The sequence below is a fragment of the Buttiauxella massiliensis genome (assembly GCF_902500225.1).
In the GTDB taxonomy this organism is placed as follows: domain Bacteria; phylum Pseudomonadota; class Gammaproteobacteria; order Enterobacterales; family Enterobacteriaceae; genus Buttiauxella; species Buttiauxella massiliensis.
The window spans coordinates 33,788-58,474 of the sequence record NZ_LR722660.1 but is presented as its reverse complement, the minus strand read 5'-3'; the positions used below and the strand labels follow the sequence as shown (position 1 = coordinate 58,474).

The following is a 24,687-nucleotide window of genomic DNA, read 5'->3' as shown; positions in this document are numbered from 1 at the left end:
AAGACCTGGCGCGCAGAATATCAATTTATGGGAGGAAGGAAAACAGGCCCCGAAGAACCTGTTCTTTATGGCTAAAAATTAACGATGATACAGCGGCAGCCAAAGCACTAACCGCAATCCGCCCAACGGGCTGTCATCGGCTTTCACCCAACCACGATGTTGCTGAACGGCAGTTTCTACAATCGCAAGCCCCAACCCAGTTCCACCAGATTCGCGATCGCGCGCTTCGTCTGTGCGATAGAACGGACGGAAAATTTGCTCACGATCTTCCGGGCTGACGCCTGGGCCATCATCATCCACCGTGACAGTAATCCCTTTATTATCAACGGAGAAGTTAACGGCGATTTTGGTATGCGAGTAACGTAATGCGTTGCGGACGATGTTCTCCAACGCGCTTTCCAGTGCGTTAGGGTTACCGTACATCAACCACGGGCCTGGCGGATAAGTCACTTCCAGCGATTTGCCCATCTGTTCGGCTTCAAAGGCGGCGTTATCCAGCACTTCGGACCAAATTTGATTGGCTTTCATCGTCTCGCTCGCCAGCGCGTTTTTCTGCTGGTTGCGGGACATCACTAACAAGTCGTTGATCATGCCATCAAGACGCTGAGCTTCCGTTTCGATGCGCTCCAGCTCCTTGCTTTCACCCGTTTTGCGGCGCAACAAAGCTGTGCCTAACTGCAAACGGGTTAGCGGGGTACGCAGTTCATGGGAAATATCAGACAACAACCTTTGTTGGCTTGTCATCATCCTTTCCAGCGCGGTAATCATCTGGTTAAAACTGGCTCCGGCGGCGAGAAACTCTTGCGGCCCGGATTCAAGTTCAGGATGCTGACGCAAATTCCCCTGAGCCACTTCATCCGCCGCGTTTTTCAACTTACGTGCCGGTTTTGCCAGGCTCCACGCCAGCCATAACAGCAGCGGCGAACTGACCAACATCGTGACAATGAGTAACAGTAAAGGTCTATCAAACAGCAGGTTAATAAAATCAGACTGGGAATTACTTGCAGGGCGAATCAGGTAGAGCTGGTAGTTATCCTCACCATCACGCACAGCGAATGGCCCCACCAATTCTACACGACCGTATTTTTTCTTTTGCGGATGATCGGCGTTATCAGACTGGCCGATAAAGTTACGAATGATCTGCATTTCATTGCGCTGGGCGCCAATAACTCGCCCTTCGCTGGTCACGAGTAACAAACGCTGACCCGGCGGTGCCCATTTATCAATGGCCCGGAACAAGCGACGCCACCACATCAAGTCATTTGGGGGATCGTTTTCAAGTTCCGCTTCGACATGCTGTTCAATCATGATGCCTTGACGTTGCTCATTCTCCATCAATTCGGTCATTTGACGCGAATCCAGTTTAGGCAGCATCAGCACTAGCATCAGCACTAACGCCAACGTCAACCAGAAGATGGCAAAAATACGCGCGGTAAGGCTACTTATCATGAAGCAGACACCATCAGGTAGCCGCGGCCACGTAATGTTTTAAACCACGGATGACCGTCTTTGCGGTCCGGCAATTTACGACGCAAATTGGAAATATGCATGTCGATTGCGCGGTCGAAAGGTGTCAGGCGTTTACCCAGAACTTCCTGGCTTAAATGTTCGCGTGAAACTACCTGGCCCAGATGCTGCGCCAGCAAATAGAGCAGGGTGAATTCGGTACCGGTCAAATCCAGCGCTTGTCCATCAAAGCTGGCTTCCTGGCGGCCTGGGTTAAGGCTTAAACCGTCAACTTCGACAGTCGGTGAGCCACTGTCACTGTTTTGTTGCTGCTCACTCCAGTGTGAACGACGTAAAATAGCGCGTATACGAGCCACCAGCTCACGATCGTTGAATGGTTTCGGCAGATAGTCATCGGCACCCAGCTCGAGGCCGAGAACGCGATCCAACTCACTTCCTCGCGCTGTTAGCATAATGACTGGGGTCTGGTGTGACTGGCGCAACTCTTTCAATGTATCAATGCCATTTTTCTTTGGCATCATCACGTCGAGCAATAAAAGGTCAATGGTGTCATCAAGAAGTTCCAACGCTTGTTCGCCGTCGTGGGCAACAATTACGTTAAAACCTTCCATGTCGAGCAGTTCCTTTAACAGGGAAGTAAGCTCTCGGTCATCATCAACTAGCAGAATTTTATTCATTGTTAAATTACCTCCGAGGCAGAAATTACGTCATCAAGGCGCGCTAATCTATGACTTTACGTTGTTTTACACCCCCTGACGCTAGTTTGCAGCGGGAATCGTAGACTGAATCTCGTTGAATCGCAGCACAGATGATTTCAGGAGCAAGTGATGCGCAATGTTACCGCTGCCGTCATGGCCTCTACATTGACTCTGATAACCCTGGCGAGCCAAGCCAAAGAGTTACCGGCCAGCGATAACTGGTACCAGGGCGGTGAAGGTTTAGTAAAGCGTAATCACCTCCAGAGCCATATGTTCGATGGGATAAACCTTACCGAACAACAGCGCCAACAAATGCGCGATCTTATGCAACGGGCACGGCATGATAGCCCACCCGTGAATGTAAGCGAAATGGAGACCATGCATAATCTGGTCACCGCAGACAATTTTGATGAAACGGCAGTGCGTGTCCAGGCTGAAAAAATGGCACAAGAACAAGTGACTCGCCAGGTTGAAATGGCGAAAGTACGCAATCAAATGTACCGCTTGTTAAGTCCTGAGCAACAGGCCGTTTTAAATAACAAACACCAACAGCGCATGGATCAATTCCGTGAACTGGCGGACCTGCAACAGATGTCTTCGATGCAGGCACTGAGTAGTAGCAGTAAGCATAGTAACCAGTAACAAACCCTGTTTTCCTTGCCATAGACACCATCCCTGTCTTCCCCGCCTTAACAGGCGGGTTTTTTTTGCCTGAAGGTTCAGATGAATCCGCTATACTAGCCAGCAATCATTTGCTGGAGCCCCTATGAATCAACAATATGGGAAACTGGTCAGCCGTGCAGCAATCGCGGCAACGGTAATGGCATCATTGTTACTTTTGATCAAGATTTTCGCCTGGTGGTATACCGGTTCGGTCAGTATTCTGGCGGCATTGGTGGATTCGCTGGTGGACATTGCTGCGTCGCTGACTAACCTTCTTGTCGTACGTTACTCACTGCAACCGGCGGATGAAGAGCATACCTTTGGCCATGGCAAAGCGGAATCGCTGGCAGCACTCGCGCAAAGTATGTTTATTTCAGGTTCTGCACTATTCCTGTTTTTGACGGGGATCCAACATTTAGCTGAACCGTCACAGATGAAACAACCTTTAGTTGGTGTCGTAGTCACGGTCATTGCATTATTCAGCACGTTAATACTTGTGACCTTCCAGCGCTGGGTCGTGAGAAAGACGCAAAGTCAGGCCGTTCGGGCAGATATGCTTCATTATCAGTCTGATGTTATGATGAACGGAGCAATTCTCGTTGCATTGGCGCTGTCCTGGTATGGCTGGCACCGTGCGGATTCGATCTTTGCTTTAGGTATTGGCGTCTATATTTTATATAACGCGATTCGAATGGGGCATGAAGCCGTACAATCTCTTTTGGACCGTGCATTACCGGATGATGAACGTCAGGCAATTATTGATATCATCAATGCATGGCCAGGGGTCAAAGGGGCGCATGACTTACGTACGCGGCAGTCAGGGCCGACCCGCTTTATTCAAGTCCATATTGAAATGGAAGACAATCTACCACTGGTTCAGGCGCATGTTATCGCCGAACAAGTGGAGCAAGCGATATTGCGTCGCTTCCCTGGGTCAGATGTGATTATTCACCAAGACCCCTGCTCGGTTGTTCCGACGCAGCAACAAGGGCATTTTGAGCTTTAATTTTTCGTTGTAAGGTCAGGCTGAACCGACGTTTTGTGGTTAAGATACCGGCATATGGCCTGACCTGAATCAATTCAGCAAGAAGCGGTTGTTATACTATTTGTAGCAGAGTCGACGCCTCGGCATGCCGCAGGCCGTTTCCGGCAACAGGATTAATTTGCATTCAAAAGTTCAGAGGTAGTCATGATCAAAAAAATTGGTGTGTTGACGAGTGGCGGTGATGCGCCGGGTATGAACGCCGCGATTCGTGGTGTGGTGCGCGCAGCATTGTCGGAAGGTCTGGAAGTCGTAGGTGTTTATGATGGCTATCTCGGCTTGTACGAAGATCGCATGGTGAATCTGGACCGTTATAGCGTGTCCGATATGATTAACCGCGGCGGTACATTCCTGGGTTCCGCTCGTTTCCCGGAGTTTCGTGATGAAAAAATCCGTGAAGTGGCTATCGAGAATCTGAAAAAACGCGGGATTGATGCGCTGGTTGTTATCGGCGGCGATGGTTCCTATATGGGTGCTATGCGTCTGACCGAAATGGGCTTCCCATGCATCGGCCTGCCAGGCACCATTGATAACGACATCAAAGGCACTGATTACACCATCGGTTTCTTCACCGCACTGGAAACAGTCGTAGAAGCCATCGACCGTCTGCGTGACACTTCTTCCTCCCACCAGCGTATTTCTATCGTGGAAGTGATGGGCCGTTACTGTGGCGATCTGACCTTAGCTGCGTCAATTGCGGGTGGCTGTGAGTTTGTTGTCCTGCCAGAAGTTGAGTTCAATCGCGAAGACCTGGTTGAAGAAATCAAAGCGGGTATCGCTAAAGGTAAAAAGCACGCAATCGTGGCGATTACCGAGCACATCTGCGATATCGACGAGCTGGCTCAATATATCGAGACAGAAACCAAACGCGAAACTCGCGCCACCGTTCTGGGCCACATTCAGCGCGGCGGTTCACCGGTTGCTTACGACCGTATTCTGGCTTCCCGCATGGGCGCTTACTCCATCGAACTGCTGCTGCAAGGCCACGGCGGCCGTTGCGTAGGCATTCAGAATGAGAAACTGGTTCACCACGACATCATCGACGCTATCGAAAGTATGAAGCGTCCGTTCAAAGGTGACTGGCTGGATTGCGCAAAGAAACTCTACTAATTCACTATCAGTGAAAATTGAAGCCGGGGAAACCCGGCTTTTTATCGTTTGTTATATGCTCAATAGTTATAGCCAATCTTTTTTTATTCTTTAATGAATGGTTAAAAATCTGGCACGCTGCTTTCATCAAATCTGATTAAAGAGAGCGAACGATGAATAAGTGGGGAGTTGGACTTACATTGCTGTTGGCGTCAACCAGCGTACTGGCAAAAGATATTCAGTTACTTAACGTTTCATACGATCCCACTCGCGAACTTTATGACGAGTACAACAAGGCATTCAGTGCACACTGGAAACAACAAACCGGCGATAACGTCGTTATCCGCCAGTCTCATGGTGGTTCCGGTAAACAAGCCACATCGGTAATCAATGGTATTGAAGCTGATGTCGTAACCTTGGCGCTGGCATATGATGTTGATGCAATTGCTGAGCGTGGCCGTATCGATAAAAACTGGATCAAGCGCCTGCCGGATAACTCCGCGCCTTACACTTCAACCATCGTTTTCCTGGTGCGCAAAGGTAACCCGAAACAAATTCATGACTGGAACGATCTGATTAAACCGGGCGTTTCAGTTATTACCCCGAACCCGAAAAGCTCCGGTGGTGCACGTTGGAACTATCTTGCTGCATGGGGATATGCCCTGCATCACAACAACAACGACCAGGCCAAAGCTCAGGATTTCGTTAAGGCACTGTATAAGAACGTTGAAGTGCTGGATTCTGGCGCGCGTGGTTCAACCAATACCTTCGTTGAGCGTAATATTGGTGATGTGTTGATTGCCTGGGAAAACGAAGCACTGCTGGCAACCAAAGAGCTGGGGAAAGATAAGTTTGAAATTATCACTCCGAGTGAGTCTATTCTGGCTGAACCGACCGTATCAGTAGTCGATAAAGTCGTGGATAAAAAAGGCACTCAGGAAGTGGCAGCGGCTTACCTGAAATACCTCTACTCGCCGGAAGGCCAGGAAATTGCAGCGAAGAATTACTACCGCCCACGTAATGCGGATGTTGCAAAGAAATATGAAAACGCCTTCCCTAAACTGAAGTTGTACACCATTGATGAAGAGTTTGGCGGCTGGACAAAAGCGCAGAAAGAACACTTCTCGAATGGCGGAACCTTCGATCAGATTAGTCAGCGTTAAGTTTAAAGACGGCCCCGTTTGGGGCCGTCTTGCTTTTGAGTTCCCGCCGTTTGCGTTACGCTGAGCAACTCTCTCCAGTCCCCTGAGGTTTCAATGCTGCGGTGTCGACGCACGGTAGTTGTCACTATATTCCTGTTGATTGTTGCCGCTATCGCCTGGTTTAGTCTGCGGCAATACCTGCATCACCCGGATGCGCTCTGGCGTATCGTCAGCCAGCAATGCGTACCCAATCAGCAAAAAAATCAAAACCCCGAACCGTGCGCCAAAGTGAATTTGCCATCGGGATTCGTGCTCCTGAAAGATATTCATGGCCCGCTTCAATACCTGCTGATGCCCACAGCGAAAATGAAAGGGATGGAAAGCCCTGAGCTATTGCAGGCGCAAACCCCCAATTTCTTCTGGCTGGCGTGGCAGCAGCGCGAAATGATGAGTGTTCGCCGTGGGTCGCATGTACCTGATGATGTGGTTTCGCTGACGATAAACTCCACGTCAGGCCGCACTCAAAACCAGCTTCATATTCATATTTCTTGTCTGCGGGCAGATGTGCGTGGGCAGTTGAATCAGTATGCAAATACGCTGAGCAACCAATGGCAGGCATTCCCGGAATCACTAGTCGGAAATCAGTACATCGCCAGAAAAGTCAGCGCCGCTGAATTTTCACAACGTAGCCCGTTTATTATGTTGGCATCTCAGCTTTCACAAGCTCGTGAGCATATGGGCCGTTACAGTCTGGCGATGGCGAAATTGCCAAATGGGGAATGGATAACGTTGGCGACGGAGCGGAATTTACTGCGTCTGAATCTGGCTTCTGCCGAACAGCTACAAGATCACGATTGCGGATTGTTGAAAAAATAAAGGCCCTGCCGGAGCAGAGCCTTAATATTTCTAAGCGAGAATACTTACGCTTGTTTCGCTTCAGCCGCAGCTTTAACGATAACGGCGAAAGCGTCAGCTTTCAGAGATGCGCCGCCAACCAAGGCACCATCGATGTCCGGCTGAGCAAACAGCTCTGCAGCATTTTTGTCGTTTACGGAACCGCCGTACTGGATGATCACTTGTTCAGCAACTTTCGCATCAGCTTTAGCAATGTGGTCACGAATGAATTTGTGAACTGCCTGAGCCTGCGCTGGAGTTGCAGATTTGCCAGTACCGATTGCCCATACTGGTTCGTAAGCGATTACAACGCCTTCGAATGCCGCAGCACCTTGAGTTTTCAGAACTGCGTCAATTTGACGTGCGCAAACTTCTTCAGTTTTGCCAGCTTCGTTTTCTGCTTCAGTTTCACCGATGCACAGTACTGGGATCAGGCCAACTTCTTTCAAAATAGCGAATTTTTTAGCGATCAATTCGTCAGACTCTGCGTGGTATGTACGACGCTCTGAGTGACCGATGATGATGTATTTAGCACCAACATCTTTCAGCATTTCTGCGGAAACTTCGCCAGTGAATGCGCCAGACAGGTTCAGGTCAACGTTCTGAGCACCAAGAATGATGTGGCTGCCAGAAGCGGCGTGTTTAGCCAGATCCAGGTACATTGTTGGAGGAGCGATAGCAACGCCACAGCCAGCAACGCCAGCCAGTTCTTTGCGTAAGCCAGCAATCAGCTCGTGTACCATGTGCTTGCTGCCGTTCAGTTTCCAGTTACCCATCACCAAAGGATGTCGCATCTTAATTCTCCACAAGGTCAAACTAATAAAAGAATCGCTGCCGTTCAGGCAGCATGGTCTGTGAAACAGTATAGAGACTCAACAAGGGAAAGGCTTTGCTTTTTGTCATTTATTCGCCGTTGTTAAGCGTTTCAGATAGCGTCAGCTTAATCGGTTCAACTGCGAAGGTAAGCCCCTTTTCACCGTTATCCGCAACAACATAGCGAATAGCGCCATCAGTTTGCGCGTAATAACGTTTGTTCTTTCCATCGCTGAGTAATTTGGTGAGTTTTGCCACGCTTTGCGGTTTTGAAAGCGACGGGGTAAAAGTGCGAATCAGCGCTGACATGTATTCAGAAGCTTTCGCTCGCGCCGCTTTTTGCTCCGGGCCCTGAATCGGCAACCACGTTATCTGCATCGACTTTATTTTCAACGTACCGCGCTCAAGTGCAGTAGATGCGTAAAGATTTTCGTTTATTTTGCTGGCAGCACGCATCAGGTTTACTTCATCGGCGCTGGAGTCGATAGCGCGGAATTCATTGATCGGCAAAGACGGGTTTTCTGCGGTGAATTTTTCCCGAAACTGCGTAATGTTCATATCAAATGTTGGTGCACCCGCCAGTAAATATGGAGCGGCTTGCAGTGGTGAGGCGGAATCTGAAGGCGGGTCGGCCCAAACCACCGCAGCGGGTAGCATCAGTATAGCCAGAGCTGCAAACAGATGTCTCATTGACAAATTCTCCTGTGAATTCTGCTTCCCGATTAAATCGGCATTCCGTTGGCTTGTCAAAACCCGGCATAGCCAGGGTACACTACGGCGCTAAACAATAAAATGGACCTTACCATGACCATACAGCAATGGCTGTTCTCTTTTAACGGACGTATTGGACGCCGTGACTTCTGGATTTGGATTGGCGTTTGGTTAGTCGCGCTGATCATTCTCTTCACCCTCGCGGGTGCTGAAATTATGCCTTATTCCACCGCCGGTTTCTTCTTATCGGGTTCTTTGATCCCGACTGCTGCTGTGATTGTGAAACGTCTGCACGATCGCAATAAGAAAGGCTGGTGGGCGCTACTGTTTATTCCGGCATGGCTGTTGCTTGCCGGAAATTGGGAAACATTCGGCACATTAGCGCAGTGGGGACTTGGGCGTTTTATCCCAACCTTGATTCTGGTGATGGTCATTATGGACCTGGGTGCATTTGTTGGCACCCAGGGCGAGAATCGCTTTGGTAAAGATACAAGCGAAGTGAAGTACCGCTAACACTACCAGTAGTGTTCAGCTGTCATATGGCCCGGTCGGCGGCGCAAATGTTTGGTCATCTGCCGGGTATCTTTAAGCAGCTGCTGCGTATCACGTACCATCTGCGGGTTGCCGCACAACATCACATGGCTGGTTTCGGTATTCATCGGCAGACCTACAGCCGCTTCCAGTTCACCGCTCTCGATAAGCGCAGGCACGCGTCCGGTCAATGAACCCGGAATTGATTCCCGGCTCACCACGGTCTGAATCCGTAATTTCCCTTCGTATTGCTGCTGAAGTTTTTGCATCAATGGCAAATAACTCAAATCCTGCGCATAACGCACGGCATGCAGCAAAACGATATTCTCGAAACGATCCAGGTCTTTGCCTTCCTGCAAAATCGAAAGATAGGGGCCTAATGCGGTACCTGTCGCCAACATCCATAAAGTCTGACAATCCGGGACTTCATCCAGGACAAAGAACCCTGCCGCTTCGCTGACCAGCGAAATCTCGTCGCCGGGTTGCAATGCGTGTAAACGTGGGCTGAGTTTGCCTTCAGGAACGGTAACCAGGTAAAACTCAAGATTAGGGTCGCTCGGCGCGTTCACGTAGGAATAGGCGCGCTGCACGCGTTCGCCATCAATTTCCATTCCAAGCTTGGTGAATTGCCCTGCGGTGAAAGGGGCGACAGGCGCATGCACAGTGAGACTAAATAGAGCGTCCGTCCAGTTTTCAATCTGGATGACTTTACCTTTGACCCATTCCGCCATGATCTTTCCTCCCCTATGTGTCTATTGCCCTATCTTCACCAGAAAACTGTGAGATTTCCAGCCGGTTAAAGCTGGAAAGCTCATTCAGACAAACGGCAGTCTTAAAGAATATGCGTTTGTACGTCTGGATCTTTGCGGTCGAGATAGTGAATAGATTTGATACGGCGAATAGTGCGCGATTTACCACGAATCAGCAGCGTTTCAGTGGTCGCCATATTCCCTTTACGGGTAATGCCGTCCAGCAAATCACCTTTGGTGATACCGGTCGCGGAGAAAATCACGTTGTCGTTACGCGCCATATCGTCGAGTTTCAATACCACACCCGCTTCAATGCCCATCGCTTTGCAGCGCTCAAGCTCTTTCTGGCCCATCACACGGTTTTCTTCGCTATCGCCTTTGACGTGGTGGCGGGCCAACAGGCGGCCTTGCATGTCGCCATCCAACGCGCGAATAACTGCTGCGGAAATCACGCCCTCAGGTGCGCCGCCGATACCGTACATCACATCGACTTCGCTATCTGGCATGCAGGTCAGAATGGATGCCGCAACATCACCATCAGGGATGGCGAAAACACGCACGCCAAGTTTTTGCAGTTCAGCAATGGTGGCGTCGTGGCGCGGTTTGGCGAGAATGGTCACAGTGAGTTCACTCAGCGGTTTGTTGAGTGCAACAGCAATGTTATAGAGGTTTTCAGCCAACGGCAGATTGAGGTCGATAATGCCTTTAGCACCAGGGCCAACAATCAGTTTTTCCATGTACATGTCAGGTGCGTTCAGGAAACTGCCTTTATCGCCAACTGCTAAAACGGCCAGCGCGTTGGCCTGGCCCATTGCCGTCATGCGCGTGCCTTCAATCGGGTCAACGGCGATATCTACAGCGTCGCCCTGTCCGGTCCCGACTTTTTCGCCAATGTAGAGCATCGGTGCTTCGTCGATTTCCCCTTCACCAATCACAATCTGGCCGTCAATATTGACCTGATTAAGCATGATACGCATGGCGTGAACGGCTGCGCCATCCGCCGTATTTTTATCGCCACGGCCCAACCATTTATAACCAGCCAGTGCTGCAGCTTCGGTTACGCGGGAAAATTCAATCGCAAGTTCTCGTCTCATCACACACTCATTTAAGAAGCAGAATTGCGACCGAGTTTAGCACAGGCGGGAGGGGGGATCCCCTCTCGGCATGGAGAGGGGAAGGGTGAGGCAATTAACTTTCGTCGTGGTCTTCCCACGCAAGCGCACGCTTAACGGCTTTTTTCCAGCCAGCGTAACGGACGTTACGTTCGGTTGTTTCGATACCCGGACGGAACTCTTTCTCGATAACTGCTTTCTCGCTTACTTCATCCAGATTCTGCCAGAAACCAACGGCCAGGCCTGCAAGATAAGCAGCACCTAACGCTGTGACCTCACGCACTTCCGGGCGCTCAACGCGGGTGCCTAAAATATCCGCCTGGAATTGCATCAGGAAGTTATTTGCGACAGCTCCGCCGTCTACGCGCAGAGCGTGCAGGCGAATATCAGCGTCAGCCTGCATCGCTTCCAGCACATCACGCGTTTGGTAAGCGATGGATTCAAGTGTTGCGCGGATAATATGGTTTGCATTGACGCCACGAGTCAGACCGAAGATTGCGCCACGGGCATACGGGTCCCAGTAAGGAGCGCCCAGACCGGTAAACGCAGGGACGACATATACTCCGTTGGTGTCTTTCACTTTCGTTGCAAAGTACTCGGAATCAGTCGCGTCGCTAATCAGTTTCATCTCATCGCGTAGCCACTGGATAGACGCGCCGCCCATGAATACCGCACCTTCCAGCGCATAGTTAACTTCACCGCGTGGGCCGCAAGCAATAGTCGTCAGCAAGCCATGAGTAGATTTAACCGCCTGAGTACCGGTGTTCATCAACATAAAGCAGCCGGTGCCGTAGGTGTTTTTCGCCATCCCTTCTTTTACACACAGCTGGCCGAAGAGTGCCGCCTGCTGGTCACCGGCGATCCCAGCGATAGGAATACGCGTACCGCCTTTACCACCGATGTTAGTCTGGCCGTAAACTTCGGAGGATTTACGCACTTCTGGCAGCATCGCACGTGGGATATCCAGCGCTTCGAGCATGCGGTCATCCCAGGTGAGATCGTGGATGTTAAACAACATGGTACGGGAGGCGTTGGTGTAGTCAGTAACGTGCACGCGCCCTTGAGTCATTTTCCAGATAAGCCAGGTATCGACCGTACCAAACAGCAATTCGCCACGGCGAGCCCGCTCACGTGAGCCTTCAACGTGGTCAAGAATCCACTTCACTTTGGTACCAGAGAAATACGGGTCAACGACCAGGCCGGTTGCTGATTTGATGTACTCTTCCAGGCCGTCGCGTTTGAGTTGTTCGCAGATCTCTGCGGTACGACGGCACTGCCAGACGATGGCGTTATAAATTGGTTTGCCGGTCTCTTTTTCCCAGACAATCGCAGTTTCACGCTGGTTGGTGATACCAATCGCGGCAATTTGGTCTGAATTAATATCGGCTTTAGCCAGCACTTCGACAAGCGTGGAACTTTGTGTTGCCCAAATCTCCATTGGGTCGTGCTCTACCCATCCTGCTTTTGGGTAAATTTGCTGAAATTCGCGCTGTGAAACGCTGACTACGTTGGCATCGTGATCCAGGATGACGGCGCGGGAACTGGTTGTACCCTGGTCAAGTGCGACGATATATTTTTTTTCGTGAGTCATAATCTTGTCCTGAAGTCAGTCTTACAAAGAAGCATTTTGCTGTGTGGAAGCCTCGGATTTTTTATCCTCTTCAACAACACAAACATCACAAGGTAAATGGTGGCCAATCAACTTACGGTAGCCAAACGCGCCAAGGGCTGCACCGACTATCGGGCCAAATACAGGCACCATGAAGTAAGGAATATCGCGGCCACCGGTGAAAGCGACGTCGCCCCAGCCAGCTAACCAGGCGAAAAGTTTCGGGCCAAAGTCACGTGCTGGATTCATCGCAAATCCGGTCAACGGCCCCATTGAAGCACCGATTACCGCAATCAGTAAGCCAATCAGCAATGGTGCTAACGGGCCACGCGGGATGCCATTGCCATCGTCAGTCAGCGCCAGAATAACGCCCATCAGAATGGCTGTGATCACCATCTCTACGGCAAACGCCTGCACCAGATTGATGTGTGGGTTAGGGTAGGTTGAGAAGATACCTGCCAAATCCAGGCTTTCCACGCTGCCGCGTACCATGTGGTGCGTCTGCTCGTAATCGAGGAATAAATTGTAATACAGGCCATAGACCAAAGCTGCGGCACAGAACGCACCTGCAACTTGCGAAAGAATAAACGGCACCACTTTACGTTTATCGAAGCAGGCGAACAGGCAAAGTGCGATAGTCACCGCCGGGTTAAGATGTGCGCCGGAAACTCCTGCAGTCAGGTAGATAGCCATCGCTACTCCCAAACCCCAGATGATACTGATTTCCCACTGCCCGAAGCTTGCGCCCGCGACTTTTAAGGCGGCGACACATCCGACACCAAAGAAAATCAACAACGCGGTACCCATGAACTCGGCGATGCACTGACCTTTCAAGGTTGATGGAGCTGTCTGACTCATAGTAGGGTCCTGAAGGCAAAATTAATGATTATTGTTTGTTCGGGCTTCCCTGCCGCGCAGGTGCCATGTAGGCATAGTGTTAATTTATCGTTAACGAACATAAACGAGAAATATCGAACTTTAAATTTGTGTTGTTCGTCATAAAAATGAGCGGTTTCGCGCTGAAATGTGCGCATTATCACCCAGAAAAGACAACGCAAACGCTCATGGAAGTATTCAATGGGTTAACAAATAGTGATTTTAGCGCTCATGGTCATTCGGCATATGCTGAAAAACGTTATGTTATGCAAAGAGCGCTTGAACTCGCTGGACACGGCTACTCACGCTACTTACAATCGAGACACGCTGCGTGGAGCGCATATATTCATAAGGTGTCATCGGGGAACATCCGGGACGGGGATTTAGAAATCCATCAACGCCTTGCAATTCAGAAGAGGTTCAGAAATGTCATTTGAAGTGTTTGAGAAACTGGAAGCAAAAGTACAGCAGGCGATTGATACCATTACCCTGCTGCAAATGGAAATTGAAGAGCTGAAAGAGACCAACAATAATTTGTCTCAGCAAGTTCAGCAGTCTCAGAGCAACCATGAAGAACTAGTGCGCGAAAACAATTCTCTGAAAGAACAGCAGCACGTTTGGCAGGATCGTCTGCATGCGCTGCTGGGTAAGATGGAAGAAGTGTAATACCCGTCATACTCAAGCTGCAGGGGCGTTGGCTGCTTTCGTTCACCCCAGTTACTTACTTTAGTAAGCTCCTGGGGATTCACTCAATTGCCGCGTTACTCGGCAGAGCCTCGCCCCGGTGGGGCCAGCGCAAGCGCTGTTCAAAAGGCTGAAGCCTTTTGTCCTGCAACTTGAATTATTTAGGGTATTGATTTATTCGACCAGAAAAAGAACGGGCGCCTTAGGGCGCCCGTTTTGTTATTCGATTGGGTTATTCAATATCGAGGGGATCTTCGGAAAGGATGATGCCGGTGTTATCTGCATAAAGATGGTCACCGGAGAAGAAGGTCACGCCACCAAAGTTAACGCGCACATCACTTTCGCCAACGCCAACTCCTGCTGAACCTACCGGAATGGCGGCAATTGCCTGAATACCAATATCCAGTTCTTCCAGGTCATCGACCTGGCGTACAGCACCGTATACGACGATGCCTTCCCACTCATTTTGAGTCGCCAGACGGGCAAGTTCTGCATCAATCAAAGCACGGCGAACAGAGCCGCCACCATCGATTACCAGCACTCGGCCACGGCCATTTTGTTCGAGCAGATCATACAACAATCCGTTGTCCTCGAAACATTTCACCGTGATGATTTGCCCGCCAAAGGACGACCGCCCACCGAAGTTGGAAAACAGCGGTTCAACGACGTTGACATCTTCCTGATAGATGTCGCAAAGCTCGGAAGTATCATATTTCATAGGATTAAGGTTCTGTTGCTGCATGAGTTGTCAGTATATCGCTTAATCTCAACTGTTGGCAAAATCATCAATTGTTAATTGATATTTGTCAGCTAAAACGACACCGTACTGAGCACAACTCCTACCGCAAACAACAAGTTAGTCAGCAATGCAGCTTTAACGGTTCGTTCGAGCATTGGGCGCATGGCGACTGGCTCCATCTCGCGCAGTACGAAACGCGCCTGCTTAATCAGTAGTGGTGCTGCAAGCACAAACAGCCATCCCCAGAGGCTTTGCAGCCACACCAGGTTAAATACCGCCAGGCACGCCAGCGCCCCCATTAACAGGCAAGCATGATAGCGACGGGCAAGCACTGGGCCCAGGCGCACAGCCAGCGTGTTCTTACCGTTCTCACGGTCACTGTCGATATCGCGTAAATTATTGATGTTCAGCACAGCTGTTGCCAGTAATCCGCAAGCTGTCGCGGGTAAAAACACTAACGGCGCGAGAGCATGAGCCTGCAGATACCAGGTACCAGCCACACTTAACCAACCAAAGAAGACCAGTACTGAAATGTCCCCAAGCCCCATGTAACCATACGGACGAGTTCCCACGGTGTAGGTAATAGCCGCGATGATAGCCAGCAAACCGAGCACCAGGAATCCGAGAAAATCTGCCAGCGTACGGCAAGCAACCGCGACCAGCGCCAGGCCAGAAACGCAGATTAATACCACTGTGATAATCAGCGCCTTTTTCATCTGCGCTTGGGTAATCACGCCTTTTTGCATTCCGCGCAATGGCCCGATTCTGTCTTCTTTGTCGCTGCCTTTTACCGCATCACCGTAGTCATTCGCCAGGTTTGAGAGGATTTGCAGTAACCCGGCAGTCAGCAGTGCCAGCAATGCAATAGCGGGGTTGAACACGCCTTGCCAGAAAGCCAGCGCGGATCCACAGACGATAGAGGCAAATGCCAGTGGTAATGTGCGTGGGCGCAAGCTTTCAAGCCAGGCTTGAGTCGTGCTTACAGAGTGCGATTCGCTCATAGTTCTCTCTGTTAGATATAAAAAAATGGAGGGCATAAGCCCTCCATTTCAAATGAAGAAAATACGTTGAGCGGGATTATAGGATAAAACGGCTCAAGTCTTCATCTGCTACCAACTCATCCAGATGTTTGCTGACATATTCGCCGTCAATCAGGATGGATTGGCCGTTCATTTCGCTGGCATCGTAAGAGATATCTTCAACCAGGCGTTCTAACACAGTGTGCAGACGACGCGCCCCGATGTTTTCGGTGGACTCGTTCACTTGCCATGCGGCCTGAGCAATGCGGCGAATACCGTCTTCGGTAAAGTCGATATTCACGCCTTCGGTGCCTAGCAGCGCTTTGTACTGCACGGTGATAGACGCGTTTGGCTCAGTCAGAATGCGTTCGAAATCTTCAACAGTCAGTGCCTGAAGTTCCACACGAATTGGCAGACGACCCTGCAATTCTGGGATCAGATCTGACGGACTTGCGACCTGGAAGGCACCAGATGCGATAAACAGAATGTGGTCAGTTTTGACCATACCGTGTTTAGTCGAAACGGTACAGCCTTCAACCAGCGGCAGTAAGTCACGCTGAACGCCTTCGCGGGAAACGTCCGGACCGGAACTGTTGCCACCGCGCTTACAGATTTTGTCGATCTCATCAATAAACACGATGCCGTGTTGCTCGACGGCATCAATGGCGTCTTGCTTTAGCTCTTCTGGGTTCACAAGCTTCGCGGCTTCTTCTTCAATCAGAAGTTTCATCGCCTCTTTGATTTTCAGCTTGCGTGGTTTTTGCTTCTGGCCGCCCAGGTTCTGGAACATAGACTGCAACTGGCTGGTCATTTCTTCCATGCCAGGAGGAGCCATGATTTCAACGCCCATCGGTGCTGCTGCCAGATCGATTTCAATTTCTTTATCGTCTAACTGGCCTTCACGCAATTTTTTACGGAAAGACTGACGCGCTGTAGATGGCTCAGGTGCCGTTTCGTTTTGACCCCAGTTATTCTTAGCTGGTGGAATCAGCACATCAAGAATGCGCTCTTCGGCCATTTCTTCGGCACGGTAGCGGTTTTTCTCGATCGATTGCAGGCGAACCATTTTCATCGCGGAATCGGTCAGATCGCGGATGATAGAATCCACTTCTTTACCAACATAGCCAACTTCGGTGAATTTAGTCGCTTCAACTTTGATAAACGGTGCGTTAGCAAGTTTTGCCAGGCGGCGGGCGATTTCGGTTTTACCCACGCCAGTTGGGCCGATCATCAAAATGTTTTTTGGCGTAACTTCATGACGCAGCTCTTCATCAAGCTGCATACGGCGCCAGCGGTTACGCAGCGCAATCGCCACGGAACGCTTGGCATTGTCCTGGCCAATGATGTGTTTGTTCAGTTCGCTGACAATTTCGCGTGGAGTCATTTCAGACATGGGGATTCCTTACGCCTTAGACGCTAATTCTTCAATAGTATGGAAATGGTTGGTGTAGATGCAGATATCACCGGCAATCCCCAGCGATTTCTCTACGATGTCACGAGCACCCAGTTCGGTATTTTCAAGAAGGGCGCGTGCCGCTGCCTGGGCATACGGGCCACCGGAACCAATTGCAATCAGGTCATCTTCTGGCTGAATGACATCACCATTGCCGGTAATGATAAGAGATGCATTTTCATCGGCGACGGCAAGCAACGCTTCGAGTTTGCGCAGCATGCGATCGGTACGCCAGTCTTTTGCCAGTTCAACCGCAGCTTTAACCAGGTGGCCCTGATGCATTTCTAGCTTGCGCTCAAACAGTTCGAATAGGGTAAAGGCATCTGCAGTACCGCCAGCAAAACCGGCAATCACTTTATCGTTATACAAACGACGTACTTTTTTTACGTTGCCTTTCATTACGGTGTTGCCGAGCGTGGCCTGACCATCACCACCGATTACGACATGGCCGTTACGGCGCACACTTACTATTGTTGTCACGAGCAGACCCCTTATTACATAAACTGAATAAGTACCCCGATATTATATCGGGGTCGAATGCAATTATAGATGGGGGGGATTTTGGGGGTTTCAACCCCCAGCGCCAAGACGAATACAGTTAGAGTGGCCTGCCATCTTCAACTGACTAATCGTACCGTCAGCTTTCTCTTTGCCCTTGATTGGGCCAATGACGACTCGGTTCCAGCCATTGTTGGTGGTAATGCGTGAATCAAAACCTTCGAAAGCAAGTTGCGCCCGGACAGTTTCTGCCTGTTCGGCACCCTTGAAGGAGCCACACTGTACCATCCAGCGTTTTTCGTCTTTTGGCTTGTCTTGAGTGGTCGGTGCCGCTTTCGCTACTTCTTCACGCGTGACCGGCGCTGCTTTCGGCTGCGTCTCAGGCTGTGCTGCACGCTGCTGAGTATTATGCGGCGGCGTTTGCAACAAATCCTGATAAGGCTGCGCGTTTGATGTCGTTGTACGCGGTTGCTGCTGCACGGTACGTGGCTGTGTTACAGGCTGCGACTGCTGCTGAACGGCACGCGGTTGTGGGGCAACTTGTTGAGCGGTGAACTGCTGCTGTTGCGTTTGCTGCTGAATAATTTTTTGGCGCTGTAAGGTGCTCTGACGCTGTTCCGGCGTTTGCTCATTCCACGGTACTTCGTTCAACTGAGTAGGTTGCTGGCGCATATCGGCCTGCATCTGTTCCAGTAACTGGCGCTGTTCGCTGGTGAGCTGATCTTTATTCTGCACTTCACCCCCGGCAGAAGGTTCGGTTGGGGCACGCACACCCGTCTGGCGATTTTCCAGTTCTTTGATATAACGCCAGCGCTCTTCCGGTTTAGGTGGCAGACCATTTCCTGCGACTTTGTGGCCAGGCAGGGTTTCGCTTTCATCTTTTTTATGATGAGTAATGAAGTAGAGAGCACCAATAAAGGTCACCAGAACGGCGGCCGCAATTGCGACCATTGTCGGCGAGACAGATGGTAGACTGCGTTGCTTGCTGCGGGTGTTACTTTTCTTACGCCGCGTACCTGCCGATTGCCCGCGGCGTACATAATCTCGTTGTGCCACTATTGATTCGCTATATTTTATTCGTTTATCAGCCCGCCATGTTACTTAATGGATATCCCTTTGACCAGAATCCAGTGTCCTAAAGCGGGTCATTTTCTACTGCCAGGTGCGCTGGTGGAGCCTCGTTCAATGAGTTCACAGTCCAGCAAACGCGAACCACTACTCACGGTGTGCCCGTTAAGTTGATCCAATAACAACAGCATAGCTTCCCTCCCGATATCAAAACGGGGTTGCGCTACGGTGGTGAGCGGTGGGTCACAGAACTGAGAAAGTGCGATGTCATCAAAGCCCATAATCGATAAGTCTTCCGGCACGCGTAAGCCATTTCGCTTGGCCTGAGACAGTGCGCCCAGCGCCATCACATCGCTATGGCAGAACACCGCAGTCGGCGGATTGGGCAGGGCCATCAGCTGCGACAATGCAGCGGCACCGGCTTCATAAGTGAAGTTACCACGCGCAATGTAGTGCGGATCGATTACTGCCCCCGTACGACGTAATGCCTGGACATACCCCTGCAAGCGATAGTGACAAAGCGGCATCTCTTCCGGGCCAGCAATACAGGCAATTTTTTGATGGCCGAGCTGCTGTAAATAATAAACGGCGTTAAATGCGGCCGTAAGATTATCAATATGAACCGTAGGCAATTCCAGCTCAGGAGCAAATTCGTTTGCCATTACCATCGGCGGCAAATTGCGTTGTTCTTCAATACTGGCATCAAAGGGAAGGCGTGAGCCGAGCAACAACATGCCATCAATCTGCTTGGTGATAATCAGATTAATGAAGGTTTTTTCTTGCTGATTTTGGTGGGCGCAATCGCCAATCAGCACCAGGTAGCCTTGGTCTGCCGCCGTCACTTCGATACCGCGGATGATTTCGCTAAAGAAGGGGTCGCAGATATCCGGAACAATAACCAGAATGGTGCGTGACTCATTACGCTTTAAATTTCGCCCCAGAGAATGGGGTAAATAACCTACGGCGATGGCCGCTTGTTCTACACGATTACGAGTGCTTTGCGATACTTTGTCCGGGTTCATTAACGCCCTGGACACTGTTGCCGTTGAGACTTTCGCCTGAACAGCAACATCTTTCATAGTTGCATTGGCAACCTGATTCTTCGGCTTCAACTTCTTCTCCTCGCGTGCACTGTACAGGTGCTGACAACGTCCGTGGTGTCTGACCATGTCCACATTCTTAGCAGAAATTGATGTTCGTTGGTTACAGTTATTTCATTAAAAGTGTGATGGTTGTTGAAATTTTCGATCCGCTTCGCATAACCACAGGGCTTTGTGCTAGCCGTCAATTGGATCAACATCCAGCGTCCACTTCACTTTGCGTGATTCCGGTAAAGTATTGACCAGCTTCAACGAATGACTGACCAGGCGTTGCAGGCGTGCGCGCGAAGGGTGTTGCAGCAGAATTTGCCAACGGAAACGCCCACCGCGTTTAGGCTGTAAGCATGGCACCGGACCCATAACCCAGAGCTGATCATCTCGTAACGGGCTGGACTCAAGAAGGTTTCGTAACTGCTGCAAGAAGAGCGGCGCCTGATGGTTATTTTGGTCTTCTGCGCGGAACATGATGTGGCTGGTAAACGGCGGCAAGAACACCGTCTGGCGCTCTTTCAGTGCCTGGCTTGCGAAATCGTCATAACCTTTGGTGAGCAGCGTTTGTAATAAAGGGTGCTCAGGATGGTGAGTTTGCAGCATGACTTCGCCTTGTTTACCGGCGCGCCCTGCGCGGCCAGACACCTGGACATAAAGCTGTGCAAAACGCTCCGCTGCGCGAAAGTCAGCCGAAAACAGTGCGCCATCAACATCCAGCAAAGCCACCAGAGTCACATCCGGGAAGTGGTGGCCTTTTGCGAGCATCTGCGTACCAATCAGAATCCGAGCACCGCCGCGATGGACTTCCGCCAGTTGCTGCTCAAGCGCGCCTTTGCGGCTGGTGGTGTCGCGGTCAATACGCGAAATCGGTACACCCGGAAATGCAGGCTCAAGGCTGTGCTCAAGCTGCTCTGTTCCCATACCAACCGGAACCAGGTTGGTGGAACCACAATGCGGACATTGCTGGGGAATCGCTCTTTGGCTGTCGCAATGGTGGCAACGTAAATGACGCTGGCCCTGATGATAGGTGTAGTAGTGGTCGCAGCGCGGGCACTCCGCTATCCAGCCGCATTCATGGCACAGCAGAGCGGGAGCAAACCCGCGGCGGTTAAGAAACAGGATCACCTGGTTGTCAGCTTTAAGATGCTGGCCAATTTTTTTGATAAGCGCAGGCGCCAGGCCGGATTTCAGTTGCTGGCCTTTTAAGTCAACCACTTGCTGTGTTGCCGGGCGCGCATTACCGGCGCGTTTTGTCAGTCGTAGCTGGCGATATTTCCCCAGTTGAACATTGTGCAATGTTTCAAGGGCGGGGGTTGCTGAGCCGAGGATGATGGGAATATCTTCCGCATGTGCGCGGTACACGGCTAAATCACGAGCGTGATAACGCCAGCCTTCATGCTGCTTGTAAGAGCTGTCGTGCTCTTCATCTATAACAATGACGCCAAGTCGGCAAAACGGTGTGAACAGAGACGAGCGGGTGCCAATCACAATCGCGGCTTCGCCGCTGCGGGCTTTTAACCACACAGCAAGACGTTCACTGTCATTAAGTCCGGAGTGCAGCACTTCGACCGGCGCGTTAAAACGCTCACGGAAACGGGCGATGGTTTGCGGCGTCAGGCCAATTTCAGGTACCAGAACCAGCGCTTGTTTGCCTTGTGCCAGCACGTTTTCCAACACGCTAAGATAAACTTCCGTTTTACCCGAGCCGGTAATCCCCGCCAGCAGCCAGACGGCGAAATTGTCGACAGAACTATGAATGGCCCCAATGGCGGTGGCCTGCTCGGTGTTCAGGCGTAAACGCTCGCCTTCAACGGAATAGCTATCGCGCCAGTCCGTCGTCGCAGGGGCGGCACTTTTCAGGTCACATAAACCTTTGGCCCGCAGCGCTTGTAACCCAGGCTCGCTGATTTCCATTTCGCTCACCTGGTGACGCCAGATGATATTTTGCCGTACCGCTGCCAGCGCTTGTTGTTGTTTAGGGGCGCGTTTCAGGCTGTTAAGGTCAACCGCTTTACCTTCTTCGGTGGCAAACCAGTACCACAACGGCGCGTGGTGCGCGGGTTTTCCTTCGCGCAGCAACCCAGGGAGCGCATGGAAAAGCACATCGCCGATGGGATGATGATAATACTCGGCGGCCCACAGCAGAACGCGCCATAGCGAATCTGGAAACAACGACGCGCCATCCAGAACTTCTGCTACCGGTTTTAGCTCATTGAGAGGTAATTCACTTTGTTCGCTAACCGCGACAACAATGCCAACTGCCTGGCGTTTACCGAACGGCACCATGACGCGACAGCCTGATGCCACCTGCATTCCAGCGGGAACGAGGTAGTCAAAAGTACGGGCGAGAGGAACGGGTAAAGCGACATGGGCGACAGGCATTAATACATCCAGGCTGATAAAAATGACGAGATAGTGTACACTGTGTGTTCCAGAAAATGCGGATCAGTTTGCATACTCTGGCGGGGTTCTGTATGATTCGCCGCCTTTGATGCGCAGTTTTTGGTATCAAAAAACCTAATTTATCAACTTCGCGTGGTGTCTGGCGTTAGGGCTGGAAGAGCGACGCGGCCTTATACAGAGGTTTTCCATGAAAAAGAATATTCACCCGAACTACGCAGAAGTTACTGCAAACTGCTCATGCGGTAATTCTATCAAGATTCGCTCTACCGTGGGTCATGATCTGAACCTGGACGTATGTGGCGAATGCCACCCGTTCTACACTGGCAAGCAGCGTGATGTTGCTACCGGTGGCCGCGTTGACCGCTTCAACAAGCGTTTCAGCGTTCCAGGCGCGAAGAAGTAATTCGCTGCACGGTAGTAAGAAAAAGGCGCCTAACGGCGCCTTTTTTGTATCTGTTACTTTCTTATAACCGCTAGCATTCGAGTTTCTGCAAGGCGGCAAATGAAAGAGTCCCCAGGAGCTTACACTAGTAAGTGACTGGGGCGATTGAGTGCAGCCAACGCCGCAGCAACTTGAAGGATAACGGTTAGAGCTAGTATTCCCACGTCTCTGGATCAATCCCCAACTCGCGCATAATCACTTTCGCCGCTTCAGGAATCTCATCGCTACGCTCTTTGCGCAGATCTGCATCATTTGGCAGTGGTTGGCCGGTAAACGCATGCAGGAATGCTTCGCACAGGAGCTCACTGTTTGTTGCGTGACGCAGGTTATTCACCTGGCGACGGGTACGCTCATCGGTGAGGATTTTTAACACCTTCAGAGGAATGGACACCGTAATTTTTTTTACTTGCTCACTCTTCTTCCCGTGCTCAGCGTAAGGGCTGATATATTCGCCGCTCCATTCAGCCATGAGATACTTAATCCTCTTAATCAATGTATTTAGGCCTCCACCGGTAATATGCGCGGCAGAAGCGATTATCTGGTCGTAGTGTAAGCGTTTATTGATTCGCGGTCTGCGACGCTATCACCCTAAAGCGTATAATTTTAACGGCTATTGCGTGTTTGCTCAATCTATACGCAAAGAAGTTTAGATGTCCAGATGTATTGACGTCTAACTCGGCAGTGTTTACTCTGGTACCTGACCTTTATTCGACCAGCAAGGATTCGAGAGCCATGACGCGCAAACAGGCAACTATCGCAGTACGTAGCGGTTTGAACGATGACGAGCAATACGGCTGCGTTGTACCGCCAATCCATCTCTCCAGTACTTATAATTTCACCGGGTTTAACGAACCGCGCGCGCATGACTATTCGCGTCGTGGCAATCCTACGCGTGATGTTGTTCAGCGCGCACTGGCAGAGCTGGAAGGCGGAGCGGGCGCAGTGCTGACGAATACCGGTATGTCGGCAATCCATCTGGTAACCACCGTTTACCTTAAGCCTGGAGACCTGTTAGTGGCTCCGCATGACTGTTACGGCGGTAGCTACCGTTTGTTTGATAGCCTGGCAAAGCGCGGCGCATATCGCGTTTTGTTTGTCGATCAAGGAGATGAAGCGGCTTTAACTGCGGCACTTAACGAAAAACCAAAACTCGTGCTGGTCGAAAGCCCAAGTAATCCCTTGTTACGAGTGGTAGATATTGCGAAAATCTGCGCCGCCGCGCGTGAAGTAGGGGCAATTAGTGTGGTGGATAACACCTTCTTGAGCCCGGCTTTGCAAAACCCGCTGGCATTGGGTGCGGATTTAGTTCTGCACTCATGTACCAAATACCTGAATGGTCACTCAGATGTTGTTGCGGGTGTCGTGATTGCGAAAGATGCCGAAACTGTCACTGAGCTTGCCTGGTGGGCAAATAACATTGGCGTGACTGGCGGTGCTTTCGATAGTTATTTGCTATTGCGCGGTTTGCGCACGCTTTCACCACGTATGGAAGTGGCGCAACGTAATGCACAGGCGATTGTTGATTTCCTGCAAACTCAACCGCTGGTGAAAAAGCTGTATCATCCTTCGTTGCCTGAAAACCAGGGCCATGAAATTGCTGCTCGTCAGCAAAAAGGTTTTGGCGCGATGCTAAGTTTTGAATTTAATGGCGACGAGCAAACGCTGCGTCGATTCCTGAGTAGCCTGACTCTCTTCACCCTGGCGGAATCGCTGGGTGGAGTAGAAAGTTTGATTTCACACGCGGCGACGATGACCCACGCGGGCATGGCGCCAGAAGCGCGTGCTGCAGCGGGGATCTCTGAAACCTTGTTGCGTATTTCGACTGGCATTGAAGATAGCGAAGATTTAATTGCTGACCTGGAAAATGCGTTCCGGGTTGCAGCCGAGGGGTAAG

Annotated in this window: 25 protein-coding genes; 9 read left to right on the top strand and 16 right to left on the bottom strand. The window is 50.8% G+C overall.

Going from position 1 to position 24,687, the window contains the following annotated elements; genetic code table 11:
• Positions 1-78: 78 nt before the first annotated feature.
• The gene (gene cpxA / locus GC128_RS17565; protein ID WP_151995375.1) at positions 79-1,449 is read right to left on the bottom strand and encodes an envelope stress sensor histidine kinase CpxA; all 1,371 of its coding nucleotides are present in this window, start codon (positions 1,447-1,449) and stop codon (positions 79-81) included.
• The gene (gene cpxR, locus GC128_RS17560; protein ID WP_034461436.1) at positions 1,446-2,144 is read right to left on the bottom strand and encodes an envelope stress response regulator transcription factor CpxR; all 699 of its coding nucleotides are present in this window, start codon (positions 2,142-2,144) and stop codon (positions 1,446-1,448) included. The genes cpxA and cpxR overlap by 4 nt, the downstream gene beginning before the upstream one ends.
• Positions 2,145-2,294: 150 nt before the next feature.
• On the opposite strand from cpxR, the gene cpxP reads away from it, so the two are divergent.
• The 5 genes from cpxP (at position 2,295) to GC128_RS17535 (ending at position 6,977) form a co-directional block, all read left to right on the top strand.
• The gene (gene cpxP, locus GC128_RS17555) at positions 2,295-2,807 is read left to right on the top strand and encodes a cell-envelope stress modulator CpxP (RefSeq protein WP_151995374.1); all 513 of its coding nucleotides are present in this window, start codon (positions 2,295-2,297) and stop codon (positions 2,805-2,807) included.
• Between the two features lie 124 nt (positions 2,808-2,931).
• The gene (fieF, locus tag GC128_RS17550) at positions 2,932-3,834 is read left to right on the top strand and encodes a CDF family cation-efflux transporter FieF (protein WP_151995373.1); all 903 of its coding nucleotides are present in this window, start codon (positions 2,932-2,934) and stop codon (positions 3,832-3,834) included.
• 183 nt (positions 3,835-4,017) lie between these two features.
• Positions 4,018-4,980 carry a 6-phosphofructokinase gene (pfkA, locus tag GC128_RS17545; RefSeq protein ID WP_064515054.1) on the top strand — a complete coding sequence of 321 codons (963 nt, stop codon included), beginning with the start codon at positions 4,018-4,020 and terminating at the stop codon, positions 4,978-4,980.
• Positions 4,981-5,132: 152 nt separating this feature from the next.
• Positions 5,133-6,122 (top strand): sulfate/thiosulfate ABC transporter substrate-binding protein Sbp, encoded by a 990-nt coding sequence (gene sbp, locus GC128_RS17540; RefSeq protein WP_151995372.1) that lies wholly within the window; start codon positions 5,133-5,135, stop codon positions 6,120-6,122.
• Positions 6,123-6,215: 93 nt separating this feature from the next.
• Positions 6,216-6,977, top strand: coding sequence for a CDP-diacylglycerol diphosphatase (locus tag GC128_RS17535; protein ID WP_193216277.1), 762 nt, complete (start codon positions 6,216-6,218; stop codon positions 6,975-6,977).
• A gap of 44 nt (positions 6,978-7,021) precedes the next feature.
• On the opposite strand, the gene tpiA is transcribed toward GC128_RS17535, so the two are convergent.
• Positions 7,022-7,789 (bottom strand): triose-phosphate isomerase, encoded by a 768-nt coding sequence (tpiA, locus tag GC128_RS17530; RefSeq protein WP_151995371.1) that lies wholly within the window; start codon positions 7,787-7,789, stop codon positions 7,022-7,024.
• A 109-nt stretch (positions 7,790-7,898) separates the two neighbouring features.
• Positions 7,899-8,465, bottom strand: a complete 567-nt coding sequence (locus GC128_RS17525; protein WP_151995423.1) for a DUF1454 family protein — start codon at positions 8,463-8,465, stop codon at positions 7,899-7,901.
• Between the two features lie 147 nt (positions 8,466-8,612).
• Here GC128_RS17525 and GC128_RS17520 point away from each other — a divergent pair, with 147 nt between their 5' ends.
• On the top strand, positions 8,613-9,032 hold the full coding sequence (locus GC128_RS17520; protein WP_034461428.1) for a DUF805 domain-containing protein: 420 nt from the start codon (positions 8,613-8,615) through the stop codon (positions 9,030-9,032).
• A 2-nt stretch (positions 9,033-9,034) separates the two neighbouring features.
• Here the strand turns inward: GC128_RS17520 and fpr are convergent, their stop codons facing one another.
• From fpr to GC128_RS17500, 4 genes are all read right to left on the bottom strand, one after another.
• The gene (gene fpr, locus GC128_RS17515; protein WP_151995370.1) at positions 9,035-9,781 is read right to left on the bottom strand and encodes a ferredoxin--NADP(+) reductase; all 747 of its coding nucleotides are present in this window, start codon (positions 9,779-9,781) and stop codon (positions 9,035-9,037) included.
• A gap of 101 nt (positions 9,782-9,882) precedes the next feature.
• Entirely contained in the window at positions 9,883-10,893 is a 1,011-nt protein-coding gene (gene glpX, locus GC128_RS17510; protein ID WP_151995369.1) for a class II fructose-bisphosphatase, read from the bottom strand.
• 94 nt (positions 10,894-10,987) lie between these two features.
• Positions 10,988-12,502, bottom strand: coding sequence for a glycerol kinase GlpK (gene glpK, locus GC128_RS17505; RefSeq protein WP_151995368.1), 1,515 nt, complete (start codon positions 12,500-12,502; stop codon positions 10,988-10,990).
• 21 nt (positions 12,503-12,523) lie between these two features.
• Positions 12,524-13,378 carry an MIP/aquaporin family protein gene (locus tag GC128_RS17500; RefSeq protein ID WP_151995367.1) on the bottom strand — a complete coding sequence of 285 codons (855 nt, stop codon included), beginning with the start codon at positions 13,376-13,378 and terminating at the stop codon, positions 12,524-12,526.
• A 444-nt stretch (positions 13,379-13,822) separates the two neighbouring features.
• Between GC128_RS17500 and zapB the strand changes: the two genes are divergently transcribed.
• Positions 13,823-14,062 carry a septal ring assembly protein ZapB gene (gene zapB / locus GC128_RS17495; RefSeq protein ID WP_034461423.1) on the top strand — a complete coding sequence of 80 codons (240 nt, stop codon included), beginning with the start codon at positions 13,823-13,825 and terminating at the stop codon, positions 14,060-14,062.
• A 250-nt stretch (positions 14,063-14,312) separates the two neighbouring features.
• On the opposite strand, the gene rraA is transcribed toward zapB, so the two are convergent.
• The 7 genes from rraA to priA all read right to left on the bottom strand — a co-directional run bounded on the left by rraA (position 14,313) and on the right by priA (position 22,330).
• A complete protein-coding gene (gene rraA / locus GC128_RS17490; protein ID WP_034500052.1) occupies positions 14,313-14,798 on the bottom strand; it encodes a ribonuclease E activity regulator RraA in 486 nt (161 codons plus the stop codon).
• A gap of 92 nt (positions 14,799-14,890) precedes the next feature.
• Complete coding sequence (menA, locus tag GC128_RS17485; RefSeq protein ID WP_151995366.1) at positions 14,891-15,820, bottom strand: 1,4-dihydroxy-2-naphthoate polyprenyltransferase; 930 nt, start codon at positions 15,818-15,820, stop codon at positions 14,891-14,893.
• A gap of 76 nt (positions 15,821-15,896) precedes the next feature.
• On the bottom strand, positions 15,897-17,231 hold the full coding sequence (hslU, locus tag GC128_RS17480) for an HslU--HslV peptidase ATPase subunit (RefSeq protein ID WP_151995365.1): 1,335 nt from the start codon (positions 17,229-17,231) through the stop codon (positions 15,897-15,899).
• Positions 17,232-17,240: 9 nt separating this feature from the next.
• On the bottom strand, positions 17,241-17,771 hold the full coding sequence (hslV, locus tag GC128_RS17475) for an ATP-dependent protease subunit HslV (protein WP_034461419.1): 531 nt from the start codon (positions 17,769-17,771) through the stop codon (positions 17,241-17,243).
• Positions 17,772-17,861: 90 nt separating this feature from the next.
• Positions 17,862-18,845, bottom strand: a complete 984-nt coding sequence (gene ftsN, locus GC128_RS17470; protein ID WP_151995364.1) for a cell division protein FtsN — start codon at positions 18,843-18,845, stop codon at positions 17,862-17,864.
• A gap of 89 nt (positions 18,846-18,934) precedes the next feature.
• On the bottom strand, positions 18,935-19,969 hold the full coding sequence (cytR, locus tag GC128_RS17465; RefSeq protein WP_151995363.1) for a DNA-binding transcriptional regulator CytR: 1,035 nt from the start codon (positions 19,967-19,969) through the stop codon (positions 18,935-18,937).
• A 165-nt stretch (positions 19,970-20,134) separates the two neighbouring features.
• Positions 20,135-22,330 (bottom strand): primosomal protein N', encoded by a 2,196-nt coding sequence (gene priA, locus GC128_RS17460; RefSeq protein WP_151995362.1) that lies wholly within the window; start codon positions 22,328-22,330, stop codon positions 20,135-20,137.
• A 208-nt stretch (positions 22,331-22,538) separates the two neighbouring features.
• Here priA and rpmE point away from each other — a divergent pair, with 208 nt between their 5' ends.
• Positions 22,539-22,754 (top strand): 50S ribosomal protein L31, encoded by a 216-nt coding sequence (rpmE, locus tag GC128_RS17455; protein ID WP_124022232.1) that lies wholly within the window; start codon positions 22,539-22,541, stop codon positions 22,752-22,754.
• Positions 22,755-22,944: 190 nt separating this feature from the next.
• Here the strand turns inward: rpmE and metJ are convergent, their stop codons facing one another.
• Positions 22,945-23,262 carry a met regulon transcriptional regulator MetJ gene (gene metJ, locus GC128_RS17450; protein WP_034461414.1) on the bottom strand — a complete coding sequence of 106 codons (318 nt, stop codon included), beginning with the start codon at positions 23,260-23,262 and terminating at the stop codon, positions 22,945-22,947.
• Positions 23,263-23,525: 263 nt separating this feature from the next.
• Between metJ and metB the strand changes: the two genes are divergently transcribed.
• Positions 23,526-24,686, top strand: coding sequence for a cystathionine gamma-synthase (metB, locus tag GC128_RS17445; RefSeq protein WP_134187637.1), 1,161 nt, complete (start codon positions 23,526-23,528; stop codon positions 24,684-24,686).
• Position 24,687 lies beyond the last annotated feature (1 nt).

Bases quoted from the DNA above. Each gene is read 5' to 3' on its own strand.
- cpxA (WP_151995375.1), bottom strand. From the start codon at position 1,449: ATGATAAGTAGCCTTACCGCGCGTATTTTTGCCATCTTCTGGTTGACG.
- cpxR (WP_034461436.1), bottom strand. From the start codon at position 2,144: ATGAATAAAATTCTGCTAGTTGATGATGACCGAGAGCTTACTTCCCTG.
- cpxP (WP_151995374.1), top strand. From the start codon at position 2,295: ATGCGCAATGTTACCGCTGCCGTCATGGCCTCTACATTGACTCTGATA.
- fieF (WP_151995373.1), top strand. From the start codon at position 2,932: ATGAATCAACAATATGGGAAACTGGTCAGCCGTGCAGCAATCGCGGCA.
- pfkA (WP_064515054.1), top strand. From the start codon at position 4,018: ATGATCAAAAAAATTGGTGTGTTGACGAGTGGCGGTGATGCGCCGGGT.
- sbp (WP_151995372.1), top strand. From the start codon at position 5,133: ATGAATAAGTGGGGAGTTGGACTTACATTGCTGTTGGCGTCAACCAGC.
- GC128_RS17535 (WP_193216277.1), top strand. From the start codon at position 6,216: ATGCTGCGGTGTCGACGCACGGTAGTTGTCACTATATTCCTGTTGATT.
- tpiA (WP_151995371.1), bottom strand. From the start codon at position 7,789: ATGCGACATCCTTTGGTGATGGGTAACTGGAAACTGAACGGCAGCAAG.
- GC128_RS17525 (WP_151995423.1), bottom strand. From the start codon at position 8,465: ATGCTACCCGCTGCGGTGGTTTGGGCCGACCCGCCTTCAGATTCCGCC.
- GC128_RS17520 (WP_034461428.1), top strand. From the start codon at position 8,613: ATGACCATACAGCAATGGCTGTTCTCTTTTAACGGACGTATTGGACGC.
- fpr (WP_151995370.1), bottom strand. From the start codon at position 9,781: ATGGCGGAATGGGTCAAAGGTAAAGTCATCCAGATTGAAAACTGGACG.
- glpX (WP_151995369.1), bottom strand. From the start codon at position 10,893: ATGAGACGAGAACTTGCGATTGAATTTTCCCGCGTAACCGAAGCTGCA.
- glpK (WP_151995368.1), bottom strand. From the start codon at position 12,502: ATGACTCACGAAAAAAAATATATCGTCGCACTTGACCAGGGTACAACC.
- GC128_RS17500 (WP_151995367.1), bottom strand. From the start codon at position 13,378: ATGAGTCAGACAGCTCCATCAACCTTGAAAGGTCAGTGCATCGCCGAG.
- zapB (WP_034461423.1), top strand. From the start codon at position 13,823: ATGTCATTTGAAGTGTTTGAGAAACTGGAAGCAAAAGTACAGCAGGCG.
- rraA (WP_034500052.1), bottom strand. From the start codon at position 14,798: ATGAAATATGATACTTCCGAGCTTTGCGACATCTATCAGGAAGATGTC.
- menA (WP_151995366.1), bottom strand. From the start codon at position 15,820: ATGAGCGAATCGCACTCTGTAAGCACGACTCAAGCCTGGCTTGAAAGC.
- hslU (WP_151995365.1), bottom strand. From the start codon at position 17,231: ATGTCTGAAATGACTCCACGCGAAATTGTCAGCGAACTGAACAAACAC.
- priA (WP_151995362.1), bottom strand. From the start codon at position 22,330: ATGCCTGTCGCCCATGTCGCTTTACCCGTTCCTCTCGCCCGTACTTTT.
- rpmE (WP_124022232.1), top strand. From the start codon at position 22,539: ATGAAAAAGAATATTCACCCGAACTACGCAGAAGTTACTGCAAACTGC.
- metJ (WP_034461414.1), bottom strand. From the start codon at position 23,262: ATGGCTGAATGGAGCGGCGAATATATCAGCCCTTACGCTGAGCACGGG.
- metB (WP_134187637.1), top strand. From the start codon at position 23,526: ATGACGCGCAAACAGGCAACTATCGCAGTACGTAGCGGTTTGAACGAT.